Origin of the sequence: Stenotrophomonas sp. MMGLT7 (assembly GCF_021168555.1) — a bacterium.
GTDB lineage: Bacteria > Pseudomonadota > Gammaproteobacteria > Xanthomonadales > Xanthomonadaceae > MMGLT7.
Genome location: NZ_JAJOZS010000004.1, coordinates 183,464 through 203,848, shown reverse-complemented (window position 1 = coordinate 203,848; position 20,385 = coordinate 183,464). Strand labels below are relative to the sequence as shown.

At 70.3% G+C, this 20,385-nt stretch carries 15 protein-coding genes and 1 pseudogene; 14 read left to right on the top strand and 2 right to left on the bottom strand.

Annotated elements, in window-relative coordinates; all coding sequences use genetic code 11:
• From LRX76_RS07600 to lpxC, 11 genes and pseudogenes are all read left to right on the top strand, one after another.
• Window positions 1-1,503, top strand: coding sequence for a UDP-N-acetylmuramoyl-L-alanyl-D-glutamate--2,6-diaminopimelate ligase (locus LRX76_RS07600; RefSeq protein ID WP_231803935.1), 1,503 nt, complete (start codon window positions 1-3; stop codon window positions 1,501-1,503).
• Window positions 1,500-2,936 carry a UDP-N-acetylmuramoyl-tripeptide--D-alanyl-D-alanine ligase gene (gene murF / locus LRX76_RS07595; RefSeq protein WP_231803701.1) on the top strand — a complete coding sequence of 479 codons (1,437 nt, stop codon included), beginning with the start codon at window positions 1,500-1,502 and terminating at the stop codon, window positions 2,934-2,936. Before LRX76_RS07600 ends, murF begins: the two co-directional genes overlap by 4 nt.
• Window positions 2,926-4,011, top strand: coding sequence for a phospho-N-acetylmuramoyl-pentapeptide-transferase (mraY, locus tag LRX76_RS07590; RefSeq protein WP_231803699.1), 1,086 nt, complete (start codon window positions 2,926-2,928; stop codon window positions 4,009-4,011). Before murF ends, mraY begins: the two co-directional genes overlap by 11 nt.
• Window positions 4,011-5,315 carry a putative lipid II flippase FtsW gene (gene ftsW / locus LRX76_RS07585; protein ID WP_231803697.1) on the top strand — a complete coding sequence of 435 codons (1,305 nt, stop codon included), beginning with the start codon at window positions 4,011-4,013 and terminating at the stop codon, window positions 5,313-5,315. The genes mraY and ftsW overlap by 1 nt, the downstream gene beginning before the upstream one ends.
• Window positions 5,312-6,580: an undecaprenyldiphospho-muramoylpentapeptide beta-N-acetylglucosaminyltransferase gene (gene murG, locus LRX76_RS07580; RefSeq protein WP_231803695.1), complete on the top strand. Its 1,269-nt coding sequence runs from the start codon at window positions 5,312-5,314 to the stop codon at window positions 6,578-6,580. Before ftsW ends, murG begins: the two co-directional genes overlap by 4 nt.
• Window positions 6,577-8,013 (top strand): UDP-N-acetylmuramate--L-alanine ligase, encoded by a 1,437-nt coding sequence (gene murC, locus LRX76_RS07575; protein WP_231803693.1) that lies wholly within the window; start codon window positions 6,577-6,579, stop codon window positions 8,011-8,013. Before murG ends, murC begins: the two co-directional genes overlap by 4 nt.
• The gene (locus LRX76_RS07570) at window positions 8,010-8,966 is read left to right on the top strand and encodes a D-alanine--D-alanine ligase (protein ID WP_231803691.1); all 957 of its coding nucleotides are present in this window, start codon (window positions 8,010-8,012) and stop codon (window positions 8,964-8,966) included. The genes murC and LRX76_RS07570 overlap by 4 nt, the downstream gene beginning before the upstream one ends.
• A 133-nt stretch (window positions 8,967-9,099) precedes the next feature.
• Window positions 9,100-9,774: pseudogene (locus tag LRX76_RS07565) on the top strand (cell division protein FtsQ/DivIB); the annotation flags it as partial.
• A gap of 53 nt (window positions 9,775-9,827) precedes the next feature.
• Complete coding sequence (ftsA, locus tag LRX76_RS07560) at window positions 9,828-11,063, top strand: cell division protein FtsA (RefSeq protein ID WP_231803689.1); 1,236 nt, start codon at window positions 9,828-9,830, stop codon at window positions 11,061-11,063.
• A gap of 205 nt (window positions 11,064-11,268) precedes the next feature.
• The gene (ftsZ, locus tag LRX76_RS07555; protein WP_231803687.1) at window positions 11,269-12,492 is read left to right on the top strand and encodes a cell division protein FtsZ; all 1,224 of its coding nucleotides are present in this window, start codon (window positions 11,269-11,271) and stop codon (window positions 12,490-12,492) included.
• 361 nt (window positions 12,493-12,853) lie between these two features.
• Window positions 12,854-13,765, top strand: coding sequence for a UDP-3-O-acyl-N-acetylglucosamine deacetylase (lpxC, locus tag LRX76_RS07550; RefSeq protein WP_231803685.1), 912 nt, complete (start codon window positions 12,854-12,856; stop codon window positions 13,763-13,765).
• Between the two features lie 264 nt (window positions 13,766-14,029).
• Here the strand turns inward: lpxC and LRX76_RS07545 are convergent, their stop codons facing one another.
• A complete protein-coding gene (locus LRX76_RS07545) occupies window positions 14,030-14,467 on the bottom strand; it encodes a DUF721 domain-containing protein (protein ID WP_231803683.1) in 438 nt (145 codons plus the stop codon).
• Between the two features lie 9 nt (window positions 14,468-14,476).
• Between LRX76_RS07545 and LRX76_RS07540 the strand changes: the two genes are divergently transcribed.
• From LRX76_RS07540 to LRX76_RS07530, 3 genes are all read left to right on the top strand, one after another.
• Entirely contained in the window at window positions 14,477-15,427 is a 951-nt protein-coding gene (locus tag LRX76_RS07540; RefSeq protein ID WP_231803681.1) for a M23 family metallopeptidase, read from the top strand.
• A gap of 146 nt (window positions 15,428-15,573) precedes the next feature.
• Window positions 15,574-18,330, top strand: coding sequence for a preprotein translocase subunit SecA (gene secA / locus LRX76_RS07535; RefSeq protein ID WP_231803679.1), 2,757 nt, complete (start codon window positions 15,574-15,576; stop codon window positions 18,328-18,330).
• A 404-nt stretch (window positions 18,331-18,734) separates the two neighbouring features.
• Window positions 18,735-19,658: a Nudix family hydrolase gene (locus LRX76_RS07530; protein ID WP_269450766.1), complete on the top strand. Its 924-nt coding sequence runs from the start codon at window positions 18,735-18,737 to the stop codon at window positions 19,656-19,658.
• A 91-nt stretch (window positions 19,659-19,749) separates the two neighbouring features.
• Here LRX76_RS07530 and LRX76_RS07525 read toward each other — a convergent pair whose 3' ends face one another.
• Window positions 19,750-20,343: a biliverdin-producing heme oxygenase gene (locus LRX76_RS07525; protein ID WP_231803677.1), complete on the bottom strand. Its 594-nt coding sequence runs from the start codon at window positions 20,341-20,343 to the stop codon at window positions 19,750-19,752.
• Window positions 20,344-20,385: the final 42 nt, after the last annotated feature.

Sequence of the window (20,385 nt, the reverse complement as noted above, 5' to 3'; positions counted from 1 at the left end):
ATGGATCTGGGCCGGCTGCTGCCCGACGTGCCCGCCGCGCAAGGCGTGTCGGTGTCCGGGCTGGAGATGGACAGCCGCGCGGTGCAGCCGGGCGACGCCTTCGTCGCCATCGCCGGCTTCGGCGCGCATGGGCTGGGTTTCGTCGAGCAGGCGCGCGCGCGCGGCGCGGCGGCGATCCTGTTCGAGCCGCCGGCGCCGGACGTGCTGCCGGCCCCGGCGGACGCCATCGCCGTGCCCGGGCTGCGTTCGCGGCTGGGTGCGATGGCCGACCAGTTCCATGGCCACCCGTCGCAGTCGATGACGATGGTCGGGGTCACCGGCACCAACGGCAAGACCTCCAGCGTGCAGCTGCTGGCGCAGGCGTGGAAGCTGCTGGGCACCACCAGCGGCAGCATCGGTACGCTCGGCGCCGGCCTGTACGGCGCCGCGGTGCCGACCGGCTTCACCACGCCGCTGGTGCTGCAGGTCCACGCCCAGCTGGCGCGGCTGCGCGATGCCGGGGCGCAGGCGGTGGCGATGGAAGTCAGCTCGCATGCGCTGGACCAGGGCCGCGTGGCCGGCGTGCATTTCGACGTCGGCGTGTTCACCAATCTCACCCGCGACCATCTCGACTACCACGGCGACATGGCCAGCTATGGCGCCGCCAAGGCCCGGCTGTTCGCCTGGCCGGGGCTCAAGGCCGCGGTGCTCAACCTGGACGACGAGTTCGGCCGCCAGCTTCGCGCCGGGCTGGACGCGGACGTGACCGCGGTCGGCGTCAGCTCGCGCGGGCAGGCCGGGGCCGAGGTGTCGGCATCGCAGCTGCGGCTGGACAACCGCGGCATCGGTTTCGAGCTGGACATCGGCGGCCAACGCCTGGCGGTGCAGTCGCCGCTGCTGGGCCGCTTCAATGTCGACAACCTGCTGGCGGTGGCCGGGGCGCTGCATGCGCTGGACGTGGCGCCGGCGCACATCGCCCAGGTGCTGTCGCAGCTGCAGCCGATCCGCGGGCGCATGAACCGCCTCGGCGGCGACGGCGTGCTGCCGCTGGTGGTGATCGACTACGCCCACACCCCGGATGCGCTGCAGCAGGCGTTGCATAGCCTGCACGAGCATGCCGCCGGCAGGCTGATCTGCGTGTTCGGCTGCGGCGGCGAGCGCGACACCGGCAAGCGCCCGCAGATGGCCGCCATCGCCGAGGCCGAGGCCGACACGGTGATCGTCACCGACGACAACCCGCGCCGCGAGGACGGCGACGCCATCGTCGCCGGCATCGTCGCCGGCTTCGCCCGTCCGCAGCAGGCCATCGTCGAGCGCGACCGCGCCGCCGCCATCGCCCGCGCGATCGGCCTGGCCGGCGCCGACGACATCGTGCTGGTCGCCGGCAAGGGCCACGAGCCGTACCAGGACGTGGGCGGGATCAGGCATCCGTTCGACGACACCGTGGTCGCCGGCGAGGTGCTGGCCGGCCGCGCCGCGCATCGCGACGACCGGGATGCGCACAGCGCGGGAGGACAGCCATGAGGAGCACTCCGCTGTCGCTGATCGCGCACTGGGCCGGCGGCGAGCTGCACGGCGAGGACGCCGTGATCGACGCGGTGTCCAACGACACCCGCACGCTGGCGGCCGGCAGCCTGTACGTGGCGCTGCGCGGCGAGCGCTTCGACGGCCACGACTTCGCAGCCGATGCCGCCGCGCGCGGCGCCAGCGCATTGCTGGTGGACCACCTGCTCGACGCCGTCGAACTGCCGCAGCTGCTGGTCGCCGACACCGAGCGGGCGCTGGCGCGCATCGCCGCCGGCCTGCAGCGCGACCGCGCCACCAAGGTGTTCGCGATCACCGGCTCCAACGGCAAGACCAGCGTCAAGACGCTGCTGCTGGCGATCCTGCAGCACGCCGCCGCGCACAGCGGGGCGGTGGTCCACGCCAGCCCCGGCAATCGCAACAACGAGATCGGCCTGCCGCTGGCGGTGATCGCCGCGCCCGACGAGGCCGACTTCGCGGTCTACGAGATGGGCGCCGGCAAGCCCGGCGACATCGCCTACCTGACCGACATCGCGCGGCCGGACTACGCGCTGGTCAACAACATCGCCCCGGCGCACCTGGAGCGCCTGGGCAGCCTGCTCGGCGTCGCCCGCACCAAGGGCGCGATCTACGCCGCGCTGCCGGCCGAGGGCGTGGCGGCGATCAATGCCGACGATGCCTTCGGCCTGTGGTTCGAGCAGAACCTGGCCGCACGGCCGCCGCAGGGCCGCCGCGTGCTGCGCTTCGCGCTGCAGGCCAGCGCCGAGGTGCACGTGCGGCAGCTGCAGCTCGACGCCCAGGGCTCGCGCTTCGTGCTGGTGGCGCCGCAGGGCGAGGCCGCGGTGACGCTGGCGCTGCCCGGCCGCCACAACGTGCTCAACGCGCTGGCCGCCGCATCGCTGGCGCTGGCCGCCGGGATCGGGCTGGAGCAGGTCGCCGCCGGGCTCGCCCAGGCGCGGCCGGTGCCGGGCCGGCAGGTCGCGCGCACCCTGCCTTCCGGCGAGGTGCTGATCGACGACAGCTACAACGCCAACCCCGGTTCGCTGGCGGCGGCGATCGATGCGCTCGCCGCCGGCGGCGGCGAGAACTGGCTGGTGCTGGGCGACATGCGCGAGCTGGGGGCGGAGGCGCAGGCGCTGCATGCCGCCGCCGGCCGCCGCGCGCGCGAGGCCGGGATCGCCCGCCTGTACGCCCTGGGCCCGCTGAGCGCGGCCGCGGCACAGGCCTTCGGCGAGGGCGGCCGCGTGTTCGACTCGCACGCCGCGCTGGCGCAGGCGCTGCAGGCCGATATCGACGAACGCCGTGCGGGGGCTGGTCCCGCAGAAGAATCGACGCCGCTGCACGTGCTGGTCAAAGGCTCGCGCGGCAGCGCCATGGACAGGATCGTGAGCGCGCTGCTGGCGCGTGCAGAGGAAACCCCGAATGCTGCTTGAACTGGCCCGCTGGCTACAGCAACTGGAGAGCCTGTTCGGGCTGTTCAACTATCTGACGTTCCGCGGCATCCTCGCCGCGCTCACCGCGCTGTTCCTGGCGCTGTGGATGGGCCCGGGCATGATCCGCAAGCTGGCCCAGTTCAAGGGCGGCCAGCCGATTCGCCAGGACGGCCCGAAGACGCATTTCTCCAAGGCCGGCACGCCGACCATGGGCGGCTCTTTGATCCTGCTGTCGGTCACCGTCGCGGTGCTGCTGTGGGGCGACCTGCGCAACCGCTACGTGTGGCTGGTGCTGGCGGTGATGCTGTGCTTCGGCGCGATCGGCTGGTACGACGACTGGATCAAGATCGTCAGGCGCGACCCCAACGGCCTGAAGTCGCGCTGGAAGTACCTGCTGCAGTCGATCTTCGGCCTGGCCGCGGGCCTGTTCCTGTACTACAGCGCCGACGTGCCGGCGGCGATCACCTTCTACATCCCGCTGTTCAAGGCGATCGCGCTGCCGCTGGCCGGGCTGAGCTTCGTGGTGATCGCCTACCTGTGGATCGTCGGTTTCTCCAACGCGGTCAACCTGACCGACGGCCTGGACGGGCTGGCGATCATGCCCACGGTGATGGTGGCCTGCGCGCTGGGCGTGTTCGCCTATGCCTCGGGCAACGTGGTGTTCTCCGAGTACCTGAAGATCCCCACCATCCCCGGCGCCGGCGAACTGGTGATCATCTGCACCGCGATCGCCGGCGCGGGGCTGGGCTTCCTGTGGTTCAACACCTACCCGGCACAGGTGTTCATGGGCGACATCGGCGCATTGGCGCTGGGTGCGGTGCTGGGCACCATCGCGGTGATCGTGCGCCAGGAACTGGTGCTGGTGATCATGGGCGGGGTGTTCGTCATCGAGACGCTGTCGGTGATGATCCAGGTGGCCAGCTTCAAGCTCACCGGCAAGCGCGTGTTCCGGATGGCGCCGATCCACCACCACTTCGAGCTCAAGGGCTGGCCCGAGCCGCGCGTGATCGTGCGATTCTGGATCATCTCGGTGGTGCTGGTGCTGGTCGGCCTGGCAACGTTGAAGGTGCGCTGATGAACGATCTCTCGCGCCAGGCCACACGACTCGACGCCATCGGCGGCCGCTACGACAAGTGGCTGCTCGGCGCCGCCGTGGCGCTGGCTTCGCTGGGCGTGGTGATGGTGGCCTCCAGCTCGATCGAACTGACCTCCAGCCCGTTCTACTACCTGAACCGGCACCTGGTGTTCCTCGGCATCGGCATCGGCCTGGCGTACTGGGCGATGCGCACCGAATTCAAGACCATCGAGAAGTACAACCAGCTGCTGCTGCTGGGCTGCTTCGTGCTGCTGATCGTGGTGTTCGTGCCGGGCATCGGCAGCAGCGTCAACGGCGCGCGGCGCTGGGTCAACCTGGGCGTGTCCAAGTTCCAGACCGTGGAAGCGGTGAAGGTGCTGTACATCGTCTGGCTGGCCAGCTACCTGGTGCGCTTCCGCGACGAGGTCAACGCGACCTGGCCGGCGATGCTCAAGCCGCTGGGCGTGGCGGTGGCGCTGGTCGGGCTGCTGCTGCTGCAGCCGGACTTCGGCTCGTCCACGCTGCTGCTGGGCATCACCGCCGGCATGCTGGTGCTGGGCGGGGTGAACATGCCGCGGATGTCGGCGCCGGTGGTCATCGGCCTGCCGGTGTTCGCGTTCATCGCGATCCTCGAGCCCTACCGCATGCGCCGCATCACCTCGTTCCTGGACCCGTGGGCCGACCAGCTCGGCTCCGGCTACCAGCTGTCCAACGCGCTGATGGCGGTGGGCCGCGGCGAGTGGTTCGGCGTCGGCCTGGGCGCCTCGGTGCAGAAGCTTAACTACCTGCCCGAATCGCATACCGACTTCATCTTCTCGGTGATCGCCGAGGAACTGGGTTTCTTCGGCGTGTGCCTGGTGATCGGCCTGTACGCGCTGCTGGTGGCGCGCGCGTTCTGGCTGGGCATGAAGTGCGTGGAGATGAAGCGCCACTTCTCCGGCTACATCGCCTTCGGCATCGCGCTGTGGATCAGCATGCAGACCTTCGTCTCCATCGGCGTCAACCTGGGCATCCTGCCGACCAAGGGCCTGACCCTGCCGCTGATCTCCTCCGGCGGCTCCTCGGTGCTGATGACCTGCGTGGCGATGGGGCTGCTGCTGCGCGTGTCCTACGAGCTGGACCGCGCCACCCAGGTCTCGCGCATCCGCAGCGAGGCAGTGGCGGCCGAACCGGTCGTCGACGAGCCGCTGCCGCGCGAGGCCGCCGGCGCTGTGGCCGATGCGCTGCAGAGCGCCGCCCGCGGCGGCCGCGGCACCAGCCGCATGCAGCCGCGGGTGGAACCGACCTTCGGGAGGATCGCATGAGCAGGTATGCGAATTCCCCGCAAAAGCCCGCGCATGCAGCTGCGGGGATCCGGCAGCGCCCGGTCATGATCCTGGCCGGCGGCACCGGCGGGCACATCTTCCCGGCGCTGGCGGTGGCGCGGGTGCTGCGCGAGCGTGGCATCCCGGTGTCGTGGCTGGGCGCGGCGGGCAGGATGGAAACCCGGCTGGTGCCGCAGCACGGCATCGAACTGGACACCCTGGAGATCGCCGGCCTGCGCGGCAAGGGCGCGCTGGCGCTGCTCGGCGCGCCGCTGCGGGTGCTGCGCGCGGTGCGCGGCGCCGTCGCCGTGCTGCGCCGTCGCCGGCCGCGCGCGGTGGTGAGCTTCGGCGGTTTCGCCGCCGGTCCCGGCGGGCTGGCCGCGCGCCTGTGCGGGCTGCCGCTGATCGTGCACGAGCAGAACCGCGCGCCCGGCATGACCAACAAGGTGCTGTCGCGCTTCGCGCGGCGGGTGCTCACCGGGTTCCCGGGCAGCTTCCGCCATGAGGAGGCGGTGGGCAACCCGGTGCGCGAGGACATCGCCGCCATCGCGCCGCCGGCGCAGCGCCTGGCCGGCCGCGAAGGCCCGCTGCGGCTGCTGGTGCTGGGCGGCAGCCAGGGCGCGCGGTCGTTGAACGGCGCCGTGCCGCAGGCGCTGTCGGCGCTGGCCGGCTCGGCCATCGAGGTGCGCCACCAGTGCGGCGAGAAGCTGTACGACGAAGCGCTGGCCAGCTATGCCGCCGCCGGCGTGCGGGCCAGCGTGGAGCCGTTCATCGCCGACATGACCGCCGCCTACGCCTGGGCCGACCTGGTGGTGTGCCGTGCCGGCGCCTCCACCCTCGCCGAGCTGTGCGCGGCCGGCGTGGGCAGCGTGCTGGTGCCGTTCGCCGCCGCGGTCGACGACCACCAGACCCGCAACGCCGAGTACCTGGTCGAGCGCGGCGCCGCCGTGCTGCTGAAGCAGGACGACGCGCTGGCCGCCAACCTGCAGCGCACGCTGGCCGAACTGTGCGCCGACCCGGCGCTGCGCCTGTCGATGGCGCAGGCCGCGCGCGGCCTGGCCAGGACCGATGCGGCCGAACGCATCGCGGACATCATTCTCGAAGAGGCCGGGATTGGGGATTCGGGATTCGGGATTCGTAAAGAGCAGAATCAAGAGCAAAAGCGGATGCACGATAGCCCAGCGGAATCTTCGACTACCGACGATTCCACCAATCCCGAATCCCGAATCTCGAATCCCTGCACCTCCGCAGGAGGTGCCCGGTGATCCGCCGCCTGCACGACACCGAGGACCTGGTGCGCGCGTTCCCGCGCGTGCACTTCGTCGGCATCGGCGGCACCGGCATGAGCGGCATCGCCGAGGTGATGCTGACGCTGGGCTACGAGGTCTCCGGTTCGGACAACGCCGACAACGCCGCCACCCGCCGGCTGGCGCGGCTGGGCGCGCGGGTGATGCGCGGGCATTCGGCCGCCAACGTGCTCGGCACCGACTGCGTGGTCGTCTCCAGTGCCATCCGCGAGGACAACCCGGAGCTGATGGAGGCGCGCAGCCACCGCATCCCGATCATGCCGCGCGCGGCCATGCTCGCCGAGCTGATGCGTTTCCGCCGCGGCATCGCAGTGGCCGGCACCCACGGCAAGACCACCACCACCAGCCTCACCGCGGCGGTGCTCAGCGAAGGCGGGCTGGACCCGACCTTCGTCATCGGCGGCCAGCTGCTCGCGGCCGGCGCCAACGCGCGCCTGGGCACCGGCCAGTGGCTGGTGGCCGAGGCCGATGAGAGCGACGGCAGCTTCCTGCGCCTGAACCCGCTGGTGTCGGTGATCACCAACATCGACGCCGACCACCTGGAGAACTACGGCAACGATTTCGCCCGCGTGCAGGCGGCGTTCGCCGAGTTCCTGCAGCGGCTGCCGTTCTACGGGCTGGCGGTGCTGTGCATCGACGATGCGGAAGTGGCCGCGCTGGCGGCGAAGACGCCGCGCCACGTGATGAGCTACGGCTTCAACAGCAATGCCGACGTCCGCGCCGACGACGTGGTGCAGGACGGCGCGCGCATGCACTTCACCCTGCGCCTGCCAGGCGACCAGGCGCTGCCGGTGACGCTGGCGCTGCCGGGCCGGCACAACGTGCTCAACGCGCTGGCCGCCGCCGCGGTGGGCTGGCAGCTGGGCGTGGACCCGAAGGCGATCGCCCGCGCGCTGGAGAGCTTCGCCGGCATCGGCCGCCGCTTCAACGACCTTGGCGAGGTGGTCACGCCCGCCGGTGCGCGCGTGCGCATCGTCGACGACTACGGCCACCACCCGCGCGAACTGGCCGCGGTGTTCGCCGCCGCCCGCGGCGGCTGGCCCGGCAAGCGCCTGGTGCTGGCGTTCCAGCCGCACCGCTACAGCCGCACCCGCGACCAGTTCGACGCCTTCGCCGCGGTGCTCAGCGAGGTCGATGCGCTGGTGCTCAGCGAGGTCTACCCGGCCGGCGAACAGCCCATTCCCGGCGCCGATGCCAAGTCGCTGGCGCGCGCCATCCGTGCGCGCGGCCGCAGCGAGCCGGTGGTGGTCGGCCATGCCTCGGAACTGGCACAGGTGCTGCCCGACGTGTTGCAGGACGGCGACCTGCTGCTGATGATGGGCGCCGGCGACATCGGCGCGGTGTCGCAGCAGATCGTCGCCGAGGGATTCGTGGAGGCGCCGAAGGCATGAGCCGCGTCCTGCCGCCGCTGCGCTGCACCGACCCGGCCGTGTTCGGCCGCGTCGCCGTGCTGCTCGGCGGCACCTCGTCCGAGCGCGAGGTGTCGCTGGATTCGGGCCGCAACGTGCTGCAGGCTCTGCGCGCGCGCGGCGTCGATGCGCAGCCGGTGGACGGCATCCCGGCGCTGGCGCAGGCGCTGGCGGAGAACAAGTTCGAGCGCGTGTTCAACGTGCTGCACGGTCACGACGGCGGTGGCGAGGACGGCATCGTGCAGGGCCTGATGCAGGCCCACGGCGTGCCCTACACCGGCTCGGGCGTGCTCGGCTCGGCGCTGAGCATGGACAAGGTGCGCAGCAAGCAGGTGTGGCTCTCGCTGGGCCTGCCGACACCCGACTACCAGCGTCTGTTCGCCGGCAGCGATGCCCAGGATGTCCGCCGCGCCGCCGATTCGCTGGCCATGCCGGTGATCGTCAAGCCGGCCAACGAGGGTTCCAGCGTCGGCATCAGCCGCGTGTTCGAGCACGCGCAGCTGGACGACGCGCTGGCGCTGGCCCTGCGCTACGACGGCGAGCTGCTGATGGAACGGCTGGTGGTGGGCGACGAACTGACCGTCGGCATCCTCGGTGACGTGGCGCTGCCGTCGATCCGAATCGTCCCCAAGGGCCAGTGGTACGACTACGACGCCAAGTACGTCGCCGAGGACACGCAGTACCTGTGCCCGGGCCTGGAAGGCGCCGACGAGGCCGAGATCGGCCGCCTGGCGCTGGCCGCATTCGCCGCGCTGGGCTGCAGCGGCTGGGGCCGGGTGGACGTGATGCGCGAGCGCGACAGCGGCGACTTCTTCCTGCTGGAGGCGAACACCGCCCCCGGCATGACCAGCCATTCGCTGGTGCCCAAGGCGGCGGCGCAGGCCGGCATCGGTTTCGAGGAACTGGTGTGGCGGGTGCTGGAGCAGGCGCTATGAAGACGGGATTCGGGATTGGGGATTGGGGATTGGTAAAAGCCGGCAGGCAACGCCTGTCGGCTGGCGTGCGCGCAGCCAGTGCCCTCACCAATCCCCAATCCCCAATCCCCAATCCCGTGCGCGGAGCGCACCCATGAACGCCATCCTCCGCATCCTCGCCTGGCTGCTGGCGGTGGCCGTGGTGGCGCTGCCGGTGGTGGCGGTGCTCAACGGCTGGGTCGGCGCCGAGCGCTGGCCGCTGACCCGGCTGCGGGTGAGCGGCGAGCTGCAGCGGGTGCCGGCCGAGCAACTGCGCGCGGTGGTGCTGCCGTACGCGCACAAGGGCTTCTTCGCGGTCGAGCTCGATCGCGCGCAGGACGCCGTGCGGCGCCTGCCGTGGGTGGAGTCGGCGCAGGTCAGCAAGCAGTGGCCGGACGTGCTCGAGGTGCACGTGGTCGAGCACAAGCCGTTCGCGCGCTGGGGCAAGGACCGCATGCTGTCCGAGCAGGGCCGCCTGTTCCCGGTGCCGCCGGGGTTGAAGGACGTGCAGCTGCCGCAGCTGGGCGGCCCGGACAGCAAGACCACCGAGGTGGTCGAGCTCTACAACCAGTCGCGGGCGATGTTCGCCCCGGCCGGCCTGGAGGTGCGCGCGCTGGTGATGGACGACCGCGGCAGCTGGTCGCTGGCGCTGGACAACGGCACCGAGGTGGTGATCGGCCGCGATGATGCCCGCGCGCGCCTGGCGCGCTTCGCCCGGGTGCTGCCGCAGCTGGTCAACGCAAGCCAGCCGATCGAGCTGGCCGATCTTCGCTACACCAACGGCTTCACGCTGAGCTGGGGCGCACCAGCGGCGGAAGCGCAGAAGCCAAAGCAGGGCAGGACATGAATCGCAAAGGTGACAAATCGCTGATCGTCGGACTGGACATCGGCACTTCCAAGGTGGTCGCGCTGGTCGGCGAGTACTCGCCGGGCAATCCGATCGAGGTCATCGGCATCGGCTCGCACGAGTCGCGCGGGCTCAAGCGCGGCGTGGTGGTGGACATCGAGTCCACCGTGCAGTCGATCCAGCGCGCGGTCGAGGAGGCCGAGCTGATGGCCGGCTGCGAGATCCGCTCGGTCTACGCCTCGATCTCCGGCAACCACGTGCAGTGCAAGAACTCGCCCGGGATCGTGCCGATCCGCGACGGCGAGGTCACCTGGGGCGACCTGGACCGGGTGCTGGAGGCGGCCAAGGCGGTCGCCATCCCGGCCGACCAGAAGATCCTGCACGCGATCCCGCGCGAGTACGTGCTCGACGATTCGCAGGAAGGCATCCGCAACCCGGTCGGCATGACCGGCGTGCGCCTGGAGGTGCACGCGCACCTGGTGGTGTGCGCGCAGTCGGCCGCGGCCAACATCAGCAAGTGCGTGCAGCGCTGCGGCCTGCAGGTGGACGACCTGGTGCTGTCGTCGCTGGCCTCCTCGGTGGCGGTGCTGACCGCCGACGAGCGCGAGCTGGGCGTGGTGCTGGTGGACATGGGCGCCGGCACCACCGACCTGGCGGTGTTCGTGCAGGGCGCGATCTGCCACACCGCCTCGCTGCCGATCGCCGGCGACCACGTCACCAACGACATCGCCCACATGCTGCGCACGCCGACCCCGGAGGCCGAGCAGATCAAGGTGCGCTACGCCTGCGCGCTGGCGCAGCTGGCCACCGCCGAGGAATCGATCCAGGTGCCCTCGGTCGGCGACCGGCCGCCGCGGCGGATGCCGCGCGCCTCGCTGGCGCAGGCGGTGCAGGGCCGCTACGAGGAGATCTTCGAGATGGTGCAGGCCGAGCTGCGCCGTTCCGGTTTCGAGGAACTGGTGCGCGCCGGCATGGTGCTCACCGGCGGCGCCTCGAAGATGGAAGGCGTGGTCGAGCTGGCCGAGGAAATGCTGCAGATGCCGGTGCGCGTGGGCATCCCGCAGCACGTCACCGGGCTGGGCGAGGTGGTCGGCAACCCGGTGCACGCCACCGGCGTGGGGCTGCTGCTGATGGGCAGCCAGCTCGAGCACCCGCGGCGGCCGTCGCTGCCGACCGGGCGCGCCGGCAGCTTCTTCAAGAAGCTCAAGAACTGGTATCGCGGTGAGTTCTAGGCGCCGGGATTGGTGATTCGGGATTGGTGATTCGTAAGAGCAAAAGGCAAGAAGCAAGGGCAAGGGCAAGGCGAGCGTTGTAGCAGGGCAGTAAGACAGACCAACAAGAGAACGCCGGAATTCGCGGTGGTGGTGAGGCGGTTCATCGAATCCCCAATCCCCAATCCCGAATCACGGCTCCACCAAAAAAAATGAGGACACGGACATGGCGCATTTCGAACTGATCGAGAAGATGGCACCCAACGCGGTGATCAAGGTGGTAGGCGTGGGCGGCGGCGGCGGCAACGCCGTGGCGCACATGGTCAGCGGCAACGTCGACGGCGTGGAGTTCATCACCGCCAACACCGACTCGCAGGCGATCAAGAACTGCGGCGCCAAGCTGCAGCTGCAGCTCGGCAGCAACGTCACCAAGGGCCTGGGCGCGGGCGCGAACCCCGAGGTCGGCCGCCAGGCCGCGCTGGAGGACCGCGAGCGCATCATGGACGCGCTGCAGGGCGCGGACATGGTGTTCATCACCGCCGGCATGGGCGGCGGCACCGGCACCGGCGCCGCGCCGGTGGTGGCGCAGCTGGCCAAGGAGATGGGCATCCTGACGGTGGCCGTGGTCACCAAGCCGTTCCCGTTCGAGGGCCGCCGGCGCATGCAGGTCGCGCTCAAGGGCATCGAGGAACTGAGCCAGCACTGCGACTCGCTGATCACCATCCCCAACGAGAAGCTGATCACCGTGCTCGGCCGCAACGCCACCATGATCCAGGCGTTCCGCGCCGCCAACGACGTGCTGCAGGGCGCGGTGCAGGGCATCGCCGACCTGATCGTGCGCCCCGGCCTGATCAACGTCGACTTCGCCGACGTGCGCACCGTCATGTCCGAGATGGGCCTGGCGATGATGGGCACCGGCACCGCCCGCGGCGACGACCGCGCGCAGGCCGCGGCCGAGTCGGCGATCCAGAACCCGCTGCTGGACGACGTCAACCTGGCCGGCGCCAACGGCATCCTGGTCAACATCACCGCCGGCGCCGACTTCACCATGGCCGAGTTCGACGAGATCGGCCGCACCATCGAGGGCTTCGCCTCCGAGGACGCGACCGTGGTGGTGGGCACCGTGCTGGATCCGGAGATGCAGGACGAGGTGCGCGTGACCGTGGTCGCCACCGGGCTGAACCGCGCGGTGGGCCGCCAGGCGCAGCGTCCGGACCAGCGCGCGCCGATCAAGCTGGTGCGCAACGCCACCACCGGCCAGCCGGAGTTCGACAGCTTCGACAACGGCGGCGACGCCGTGTCCAAGGCGGTCGGTTCGGTGGGCCTGGGGCTGCGCCGCGCCAGCGGCGATTCGGCCGCCGCCAGCGGCCCGGCATCGGCTCCGGCCGCGGCCGAGCTGCCGAGCGACTACCTGGACATTCCGGCATTCCTGCGCCGCCAGGCCGACTGACGCCGTCCATGGCGATGAACGAAGGCTTCGGATGGCCCGGCCGGGCCATCCCTGGCCGGGCGCTCGCCGGCACCGCCAGCCCGACCGGGATCCACCCGGCGCAGGCCGCTGCCGTGCCGGTCCTTGCGGACCGCCAGGACGGGGGTTCTTGCCGGTCGCTGTAGTGCCGTAGACAAGGTGCGCGGGCCGTCCGTCCCGCGTGCCGGCAACACCTTTCGCCGGGTCGCTCGCGACCCGGCGGGTTTTGCCTGCTCCCGCGGGTATGCATGCGAGGCGGCAAAAGTTAAGATTTGGCTAAATGCGTGCTATTCTCGCAGCCGGTTCAGCGTCTGTCCGAGCCTGCCCGTTCACACTTTCGCAGATGACCCAGCAACGCACCCTCAAGAACACGATCCGCGCCACCGGTGTCGGCCTGCACAGCGGCGACAAGGTGTACATGACCCTGCGTCCGGCCCCGGCCGACCACGGCATCGTGTTCCGCCGCGTCGATCTTGAGCCGGTGGTGGAAGTGCCCGCCGACGGCGAGCTGGTCACCGAGACCACGCTGTGCACCGGCCTGAGCATGGGGCCGGCCAAGGTACAGACCGTCGAGCATCTGATGTCGGCGCTGGCGGGCCTGGGCATCGACAACATCATCGTCGAACTGTCCGCGGCCGAGCTGCCGATCATGGACGGCTCCGCCGGTCCGTTCGTGTTCCTGCTGCAGTCCGCCGGCATCGTCGAGCAGGATGCGCCCAAGCATTTCATCCGCATCAAGCGTGCGGTGGAAGTGCGCGACGGCGACAAGGTCGCCCGTTTCGAGCCGTACGACGGCTACAAGCTGGACTTCACCATCCGCTTCGACCACCCGATGATCCCGGCCAAGCAATCGCATGCCTCGCTGGAATTCTCCACGGCCGCCTACATCCGCGAGATCGCGCGTGCGCGCACCTTCGGCTTCATGCGCGACCTGGAGTACATGCGCGAGCGCAACCTGGGCCTGGGCGGTTCGATGGACAACGCCATCGTGCTCGACGAGTTCCGCGTGCTCAACGACGACGGCCTGCGCTTCGCCGACGAGTTCGTGCGCCACAAGATCCTCGACGCGGTCGGCGACCTGTACCTGGCCGGCGGCCCGGTGCTCGGTGCCTACACCGCCTTCAAGTCCGGCCACGACCTCAACAACAAGCTGGTGCGCGCCCTGCTGGCGGAAACCTCGGCCTGGGAGAAGATCAGCTTCGAACCGGATGGCCGCTCGCCGCCGCTGATCTACGCCAGCCCGGTCTACGCCTGAGACGCCGGCCTTCCGGCCCGACTGCCGGGTCCCTTGTCCCTTCTCTTAAGCCGCCACGTGATCGTGGAGGCTTGCCTGCGCGCGTCTGCCGCAGGCTACGGGGCAGGCGTGACAGAAGTGTGAACTCTCGCCCATGGCAAGTCTGAATTTAACTTTTATTTAATGTCTGCCTAACTATTGAACGCTGGGCGGCCGTTAGGATTCGTTGGTCCCGCGTGAAGGCCGGTTCGGCCCGGGTACGCCGCAGCATGGAGCAGCGGCCGGTCAGGATTTTCCCGGATCGACATCCCGCAAGGCAGCGAGCGCGTCGCGCAGGCCTTTCTGCGTGGCTGCGGAAACAGTGGCAGGCCTGCTCTGGATCGGTTGCGTTGGGGAATGCAGCGAGGCAGTCGCGGTCTTGATGGTCACCTTGGTGGCCTTCAGCCCGACGGAGCGGGCCACGTCGAGGATCCCGTGTTCGGCCAGGCGCAGGCGCGCATGCCAGACCGGGGAATCGACCAGGAAAACGAGCTGTTCGCCGTTCACGTTGGCCAGCCGGCAATGGCCGGCCAGCGACGGCGGCAGATGGGGGCGCAACTGCCTGTCCAGCGCATCGAGCCACAGGGCCCGGCGCAACGGATGGCCAGCCTTGTCCGCCATCAACACCTCCAGCGCGGGTTGCGGCTTGGAGGCGGTGCGGTCGCTGGTCTTGGGTTTCGACATAGAGCAATCATGACATTCAATCGAAAGATCGTAATCAAGTCGCCCGTGAAGGGGAGTCCGCGGGTCCAGGCAAAGTTGCTCGAGTTGGCCCGGCGGCGCCCTTCGGCGCTGCTGGGAGGCGTGCTCGGCGCCGGCCTGCTGCTGGGCTTCGGCGCCAGCGTGGCGATCGGCGCGGTCCACGACGCGCGGCTGAGCGCCAAGGTCGAGCAGCAGCAGCGCGAACTGGCGCAGGTGCGTCAGCAGGCGCAGGCCGAGGTCAACGCGCTGGCGGCCCGGCTGGGCGAGCTGCAGGCGCAGGCCACCCGGCTCAACGCCCTGGGCGAGCGTCTGACCCAGGTCGGCCGGCTGGAGGACGGCGAGTTCGACTTCAACGAGCCGGTCGGCATCGGCGGCGGCGACGAGCCGGCGCAGGACATGCCGGTGGGCGAGCTGAAGCAGGAGATGGGGCGCCTGCAGAAGCAGCTGTCCGGTTCCGGCCAGCAGTTGGGGGTGCTGGAGGCGCTGCTGTTCGACCACCAGCTCGAGCAGAACGCGGTGCCCTCGCGCATGCCGATCCGCAACACCTACATCACCTCCGGCTTCGGCGGCCGTGCCGATCCGTTCAAGGGCGGCGCCTCCAACCACAAGGGCATCGATTTCCACGCCCGCGTCGGCGATCCGGTGCTGGCGGTGGCCGACGGCGTGGTCAGCTACTCCGGCGTGCGCGGCGGCTACGGCAACGTGGTCGAGATCGAGCACGGCAACGGCTACATGACCCGCTACGCGCACAATTCGCGGCTGACGGTGCGCGCCGGCGACCTGGTGCGCGCCGGGCAGGAGCTGGCCAAGGCCGGCTCCAGCGGCCGTTCCACCGGTGCCCACGTGCATTTCGAGGTGTGGCAGAACGGCCGGGTGATGAACCCGCGCAAGTTCCTGGGCGACGGTGGCAACACCCCCGTGGGCCGGCGCGGGCGCGCTTGATTCGACGGGGCCGCGCCCCAAGCTACAATGGGCGTTGCCATAGACAGGGCGCATAGCGCCCTGTTTCGTTTGCCGCGGCCGGCTTCCATCGGAACTCCCTGTGGAACCGTTGCCGGGTCGGCGCTCCTTTCCAACCGGTTCCCTCAATGATCAACAGTCTGCTTACCCGCGTTTTCGGCAGCCGCAACGAACGCCAGCTGCGCCAGCTCAATCGCATCGTCGCCAAGGTCAATGCGCTGGAGCCGGAGATCCAGGCGCTCTCCGACGAGCAGCTCCAGGCCAAGACGCCGGAGTTCAAGCAGCGCATCGAGGGCGGGGAAGCCCTGGACAAGATCCTGCCCGAGGCGTTCGCGGTGTGCCGCGAGGCCAGCAAGCGCGTGCTCGGCATGCGCCACTACGACGTGCAGCTGATCGGCGGCATGGTGCTGCACCTGGGCAAGATCGCCGAGATGCGCACCGGCGAGGGCAAGACCCTGGTGGCGACGCTGCCGGTGTACCTCAACGCGCTGGAAGGCAAGGGCGTGCACGTGGTCACCGTCAACGACTACTTGGCGCGCCGCGACGCCGCGCAGATGGGCCGGCTGTACAACTGGCTGGGCCTGTCGGTGGGCGTGGTCTACCCGGGCATGCCGCACGCGGACAAGCACGAGGCCTACGCAAGCGATATCACCTACGGCACCAACAACGAGTTCGGCTTCGACTACCTGCGCGACAACATGGCGCTGTCGCGGGCCGACCGCTACCAGCGCGGGCTGCACTACGCCATCGTCGACGAGGTCGACTCGATCCTGATCGACGAGGCGCGCACCCCGCTGATCATCTCCGGCCCGGCCGACGAGTCGCCGGAGCTGTACATCCGCGTCAACCGCATCGTGCCGTCGCTGACCCGCCAGGCCGAGGAGGAGGGCGAGGGCGACTACTGGGTGGACGAGAAGGGCAAGCAGGTCTACCTGTCCGAGGCCGGCATGGAGCATGCCGAGCTGCTGCTGCACGAGGCCGGCATCATCGGCGAGGGCGACAGCCTGTACGCGGCCAACAACCTGAGCGTGGTCCACCACCTCAACGCCGCGCTGCGCGCGCACGCCATCTACCAGCGCGACGTGGACTACATCGTGCGCGACGGCGAGGTGGTGATCGTCGACGAGTTCACCGGCCGCACCCTGGCCGGGCGGCGCTGGTCCGACGGCCTGCACCAGGCGGTGGAGGCCAAGGAAGGGGTGCCGGTGCAGCGCGAGAACCAGACCCTGGCCAGCATCACCTTCCAGAACCTGTTCCGCATGTACAAGAAGCTGTCCGGCATGACCGGTACGGCCGATACGGAAGCCTACGAGTTCCAGAGCATCTACGGCCTGGAGGTGGTGGTGATCCCGACCAACCGCCCGACCGTGCGCAAGGACTATCCGGACCAGGTGTTCCTCAACCGCAAGGGCAAGTTCAACGCGGTGCTGGAGGACATCAAGGACTGCGCCAAGCGCGGCCAGCCGGTGCTGGTGGGCACCACCTCGATCGAGACCTCGGAGATGCTGTCCGAGCACCTGCGCGAGGCCGGCGTGGCGCACGAGGTGCTCAACGCCAAGCAGCACGAGCGCGAGGCCACCATCGTCGCCAACGCCGGCCAGCCGGCGGCGGTGACCATCGCCACCAACATGGCCGGCCGCGGTACCGACATCGTGCTCGGCGGCTCGCTGGAGGCCGAACTGGCCGCGCTCGGCGACGAGGTCGGCGATGACGAGCGGCAGAAGATCCGGGCCGCATGGCAGCAGCGCCACGACGCGGTCAAGGCCGCCGGCGGCCTGCACATCGTCGGCACCGAGCGCCACGAGAGCCGCCGCATCGACAACCAGCTGCGCGGCCGTTCCGGCCGCCAGGGCGACCCCGGTTCCTCGCGCTTCTACCTGTCGCTGGAAGACAACCTGATGCGCATCTTCGCCTCGGACTGGGTGCAGAAGGCCATGCGCATGATGGGCATGAAGGAAGACGACGTCATCGAGGACAAGCTGGTCAGCCGGCAGATCGAGAAGGCGCAGCGCAAGGTGGAGGCGCACAACTTCGACATCCGCAAGAACCTGCTGGATTTCGACGACGTCAACAACGACCAGCGCAAGGTGATCTACGCCCAGCGCGACGAGCTGCTGGACGCCGAGTCGGTCAAGGAAAACGTCGACGGCATCCGCAACGACGTGGTCTACGACCTGGTCGCGCGCTTCGTGCCGGCCAATTCGGTGGACGAGCAGTGGGACCTGCCGGGCCTGCAGGCCGCGCTGGCCTCCGACCTGGGCCTGGACCTGCCGCTGGTGGAGTGGGCCAAGGGCCAGGAGGAGCTGGATGCCGAGCGCATCGTCGACAAGGTCGAGCAGGCGGTGGCCGAGCTGTTCGAGCAGAAGGAGGCGGCGGTCGGCAGCGAGACCATGCGCGCGCTGGAGAAGCACGTGATGCTGACCGTGCTCGACCAGAGCTGGAAGGAGCACCTGGCGCGCATGGACTACCTGCGCCAGGGCATCTACCTGCGCGGCTACGCGCAGAAGCAGCCCAAGCAGGAATACAAGAAGGAAGCCTTCGAGCTGTTCTCGGAGATGCTGGAGAACGTCAAGCGCGAGGTGGTGGGGCTGCTGGCGCGCGTGCGCATCCGCAGCGAGGAGGAAGTGGCGGCGCTGGAGGAGCAGGAGCGCCAGCAGGTGCAGGCGCGGTTGCAGGCCTCGCAGTTCCAGAAGCAGGACGCGGGCGGCTACGGCGCCGACGAGGAGGCCGAGCAGGTGCAGGCGGCGCGGGAGCGCAGCCAGGCCGGCCAGGCGCCCGCGGCGGTCACCCAGGTGGTGCGCGACGAGCCCAAGGTCGGCCGCAACGATCCCTGCCCGTGCGGCAGCGGCAAGAAGTACAAGCACTGCCACGGTCAACTCAGCTGAGCTGAGTTGACCGTGGTGCAGCCCGCGCAGCCGGCTGCACACCCGGAATCCGCGTAGCGGATTCCGGGCTCACGGACTTTGCTTCCGATTCCCGTGGCCGTCGCCGCGCCCTCCTATCCAACGGGGAGGGCGCACACCAGGCTTCGCCCGCTGCGCCCCAAACTTCGCGTTGCGAAGTCCGGGCCCCGGCTCGTTGCTTCCGATCCCCGCGGCTGCGCCGCGCCTCCTTGCCAAGGGGGCTTCCTCTTCGGAATGGTTCCTGCTGCGGCGTCGCGCCGTAGAGCCGGGCTTGCTCGGCTGGGCGTTACCGGGAAGGCTTCAGCCGAGCAGGCTCGGCTCTACATGAGGGGAGGATCGGTCGCCGGGGCGATGCAGGATCCTGGTTGTCGGCTAAGCTTGGCCCCATGCCAGAGTCCTTGCGTTCCATCCACGTCGTCGCCGCTGTGATCGCCGACAGGCGTGGCCGCATCCTGCTCACGCGCAGGACCGGGAAAAGCGATCTCGCCGGGCTGTGGGAGTTTCCCGGCGGCAAGCTGGAGCCGGGCGAGACCTCCGAGCAGGCGCTGGTGCGGGAGCTGCGCGAGGAACTGGGCATCGAGGCAGAGGTCGGCCCGCTGCTGATGGAGGTGCCGCAGCAGTATCCGGACAAGCGGCTGCGGCTGGAGGTGCGGCGCGTGTCTGCATGGAGCGGCCATGCGCGCGGGCGCGAAGGCCAGCCGCTGACCTGGGTGCTGCCCGAGCGGCTGCCGCGCTACTCGATGCCGCCGGCCGACCAGCCGGTGGTGGCGCTGCTGCGCGATCCCGATCGCTACCTGGTGACGTCCGCGCCGGATGGCGAGCAGGCCTGGCTCGGCGGCCTGGAGCAGGCCATCGAGGACGGGGTGTCGCTGGTGCAGTTGCGTGCGCCCGGCCGCGATGCGGCGTGGCCGGCGCTGCTGCGCAGCACGCTGCGGCGGTTCGCGCGGCGCAAGGTGCGCTGGCTGCTGGGCGGCGATGCCGGGCTGGCCGCCGAACTGGGCATCGGCCTGCACCTGGAACCGGCCCAGCTTCGCGGGCTCGATGCGCGGCCAGTGCCGGGCCTGCTGGCCGCCTCGTGCGAGGACGCCGGGCAGTTGCGCGCGGCGCAGGCGCTGGGCTGCGACTTCGCCGTGGTCGGGCCGGTGCAGGCCGGGCCGGCGGCGCCGGACGCGCTCGGCTGGCGCGGTTTCGAGCGGCTGCGCGAGCAGGTGGCGCTGCCGCTGTACGCCAGCGGCCTCGACGTGGACGCGGTCGCCGAGGCGCGGCGCCATGGCGCGCAGGGCGTGGCCACGATCCAGCCGGCAGGCTGACGGTAGAGGGAGCCGCGATCGCACCGCGCACGCCCGGCGCCGCCGCTGATTGGGGGCTGCGTCGGCGTGGGCTGTCGAGGCCGGAGGCGGGTCAGGCCAGGGCGAAGGTCGCCTGCAGCAGCGTGCCGAAGCGGTCGTAGGCGGCATTGGCGCCGGCGATGACGGCATCGTGCTGCCCGGCGGCGACGCGCTCGCTGTCCAGCGACTCGACGAAGCGCCGCCACACCCGGGCGCGGCCCTCGGGGTAGGCGGCCAGGTTGCGCGCGCCGAACCCGCTCGACAGGCCGAGCCGGTCGCGGGCTTCCTTGAACAGGAAGGCGGCGCCGAGGGTGGAGCCCTCGGAGACGTAGAGCCAGCCCAGTGCCGCCGGCATGGCGATCCCGGCGGTAGCCAGCGCTGCCTCCTCGGGCACGGGCGCGCCGAGATCCTGCAGGTCGGCCAGTGCGGCGGCCAGGCGGCCGCGGGCGTCGAGGTCGTCGACCGCGGCGCGCACCTGCGGGTCGTCGAACAGGTGCTCGACGTCGCGCTGGAACAGGTACTGCACGGCGACGAAGCCGGCATAGCGTTCGCGGCTGGAGAACGGCTGCGCGCGTTCCATCAGTGCGTGCATGCGCAGGTGCTGCGGTTCGGTCTCCTGCTTCAGGCGCAGGGACAGCGAGGGCGAGGAAAGGACATCGGTGGACATGGGGGCGAGTCTCCGGGGATCGGCCAGGACCGGCCCGGGGAG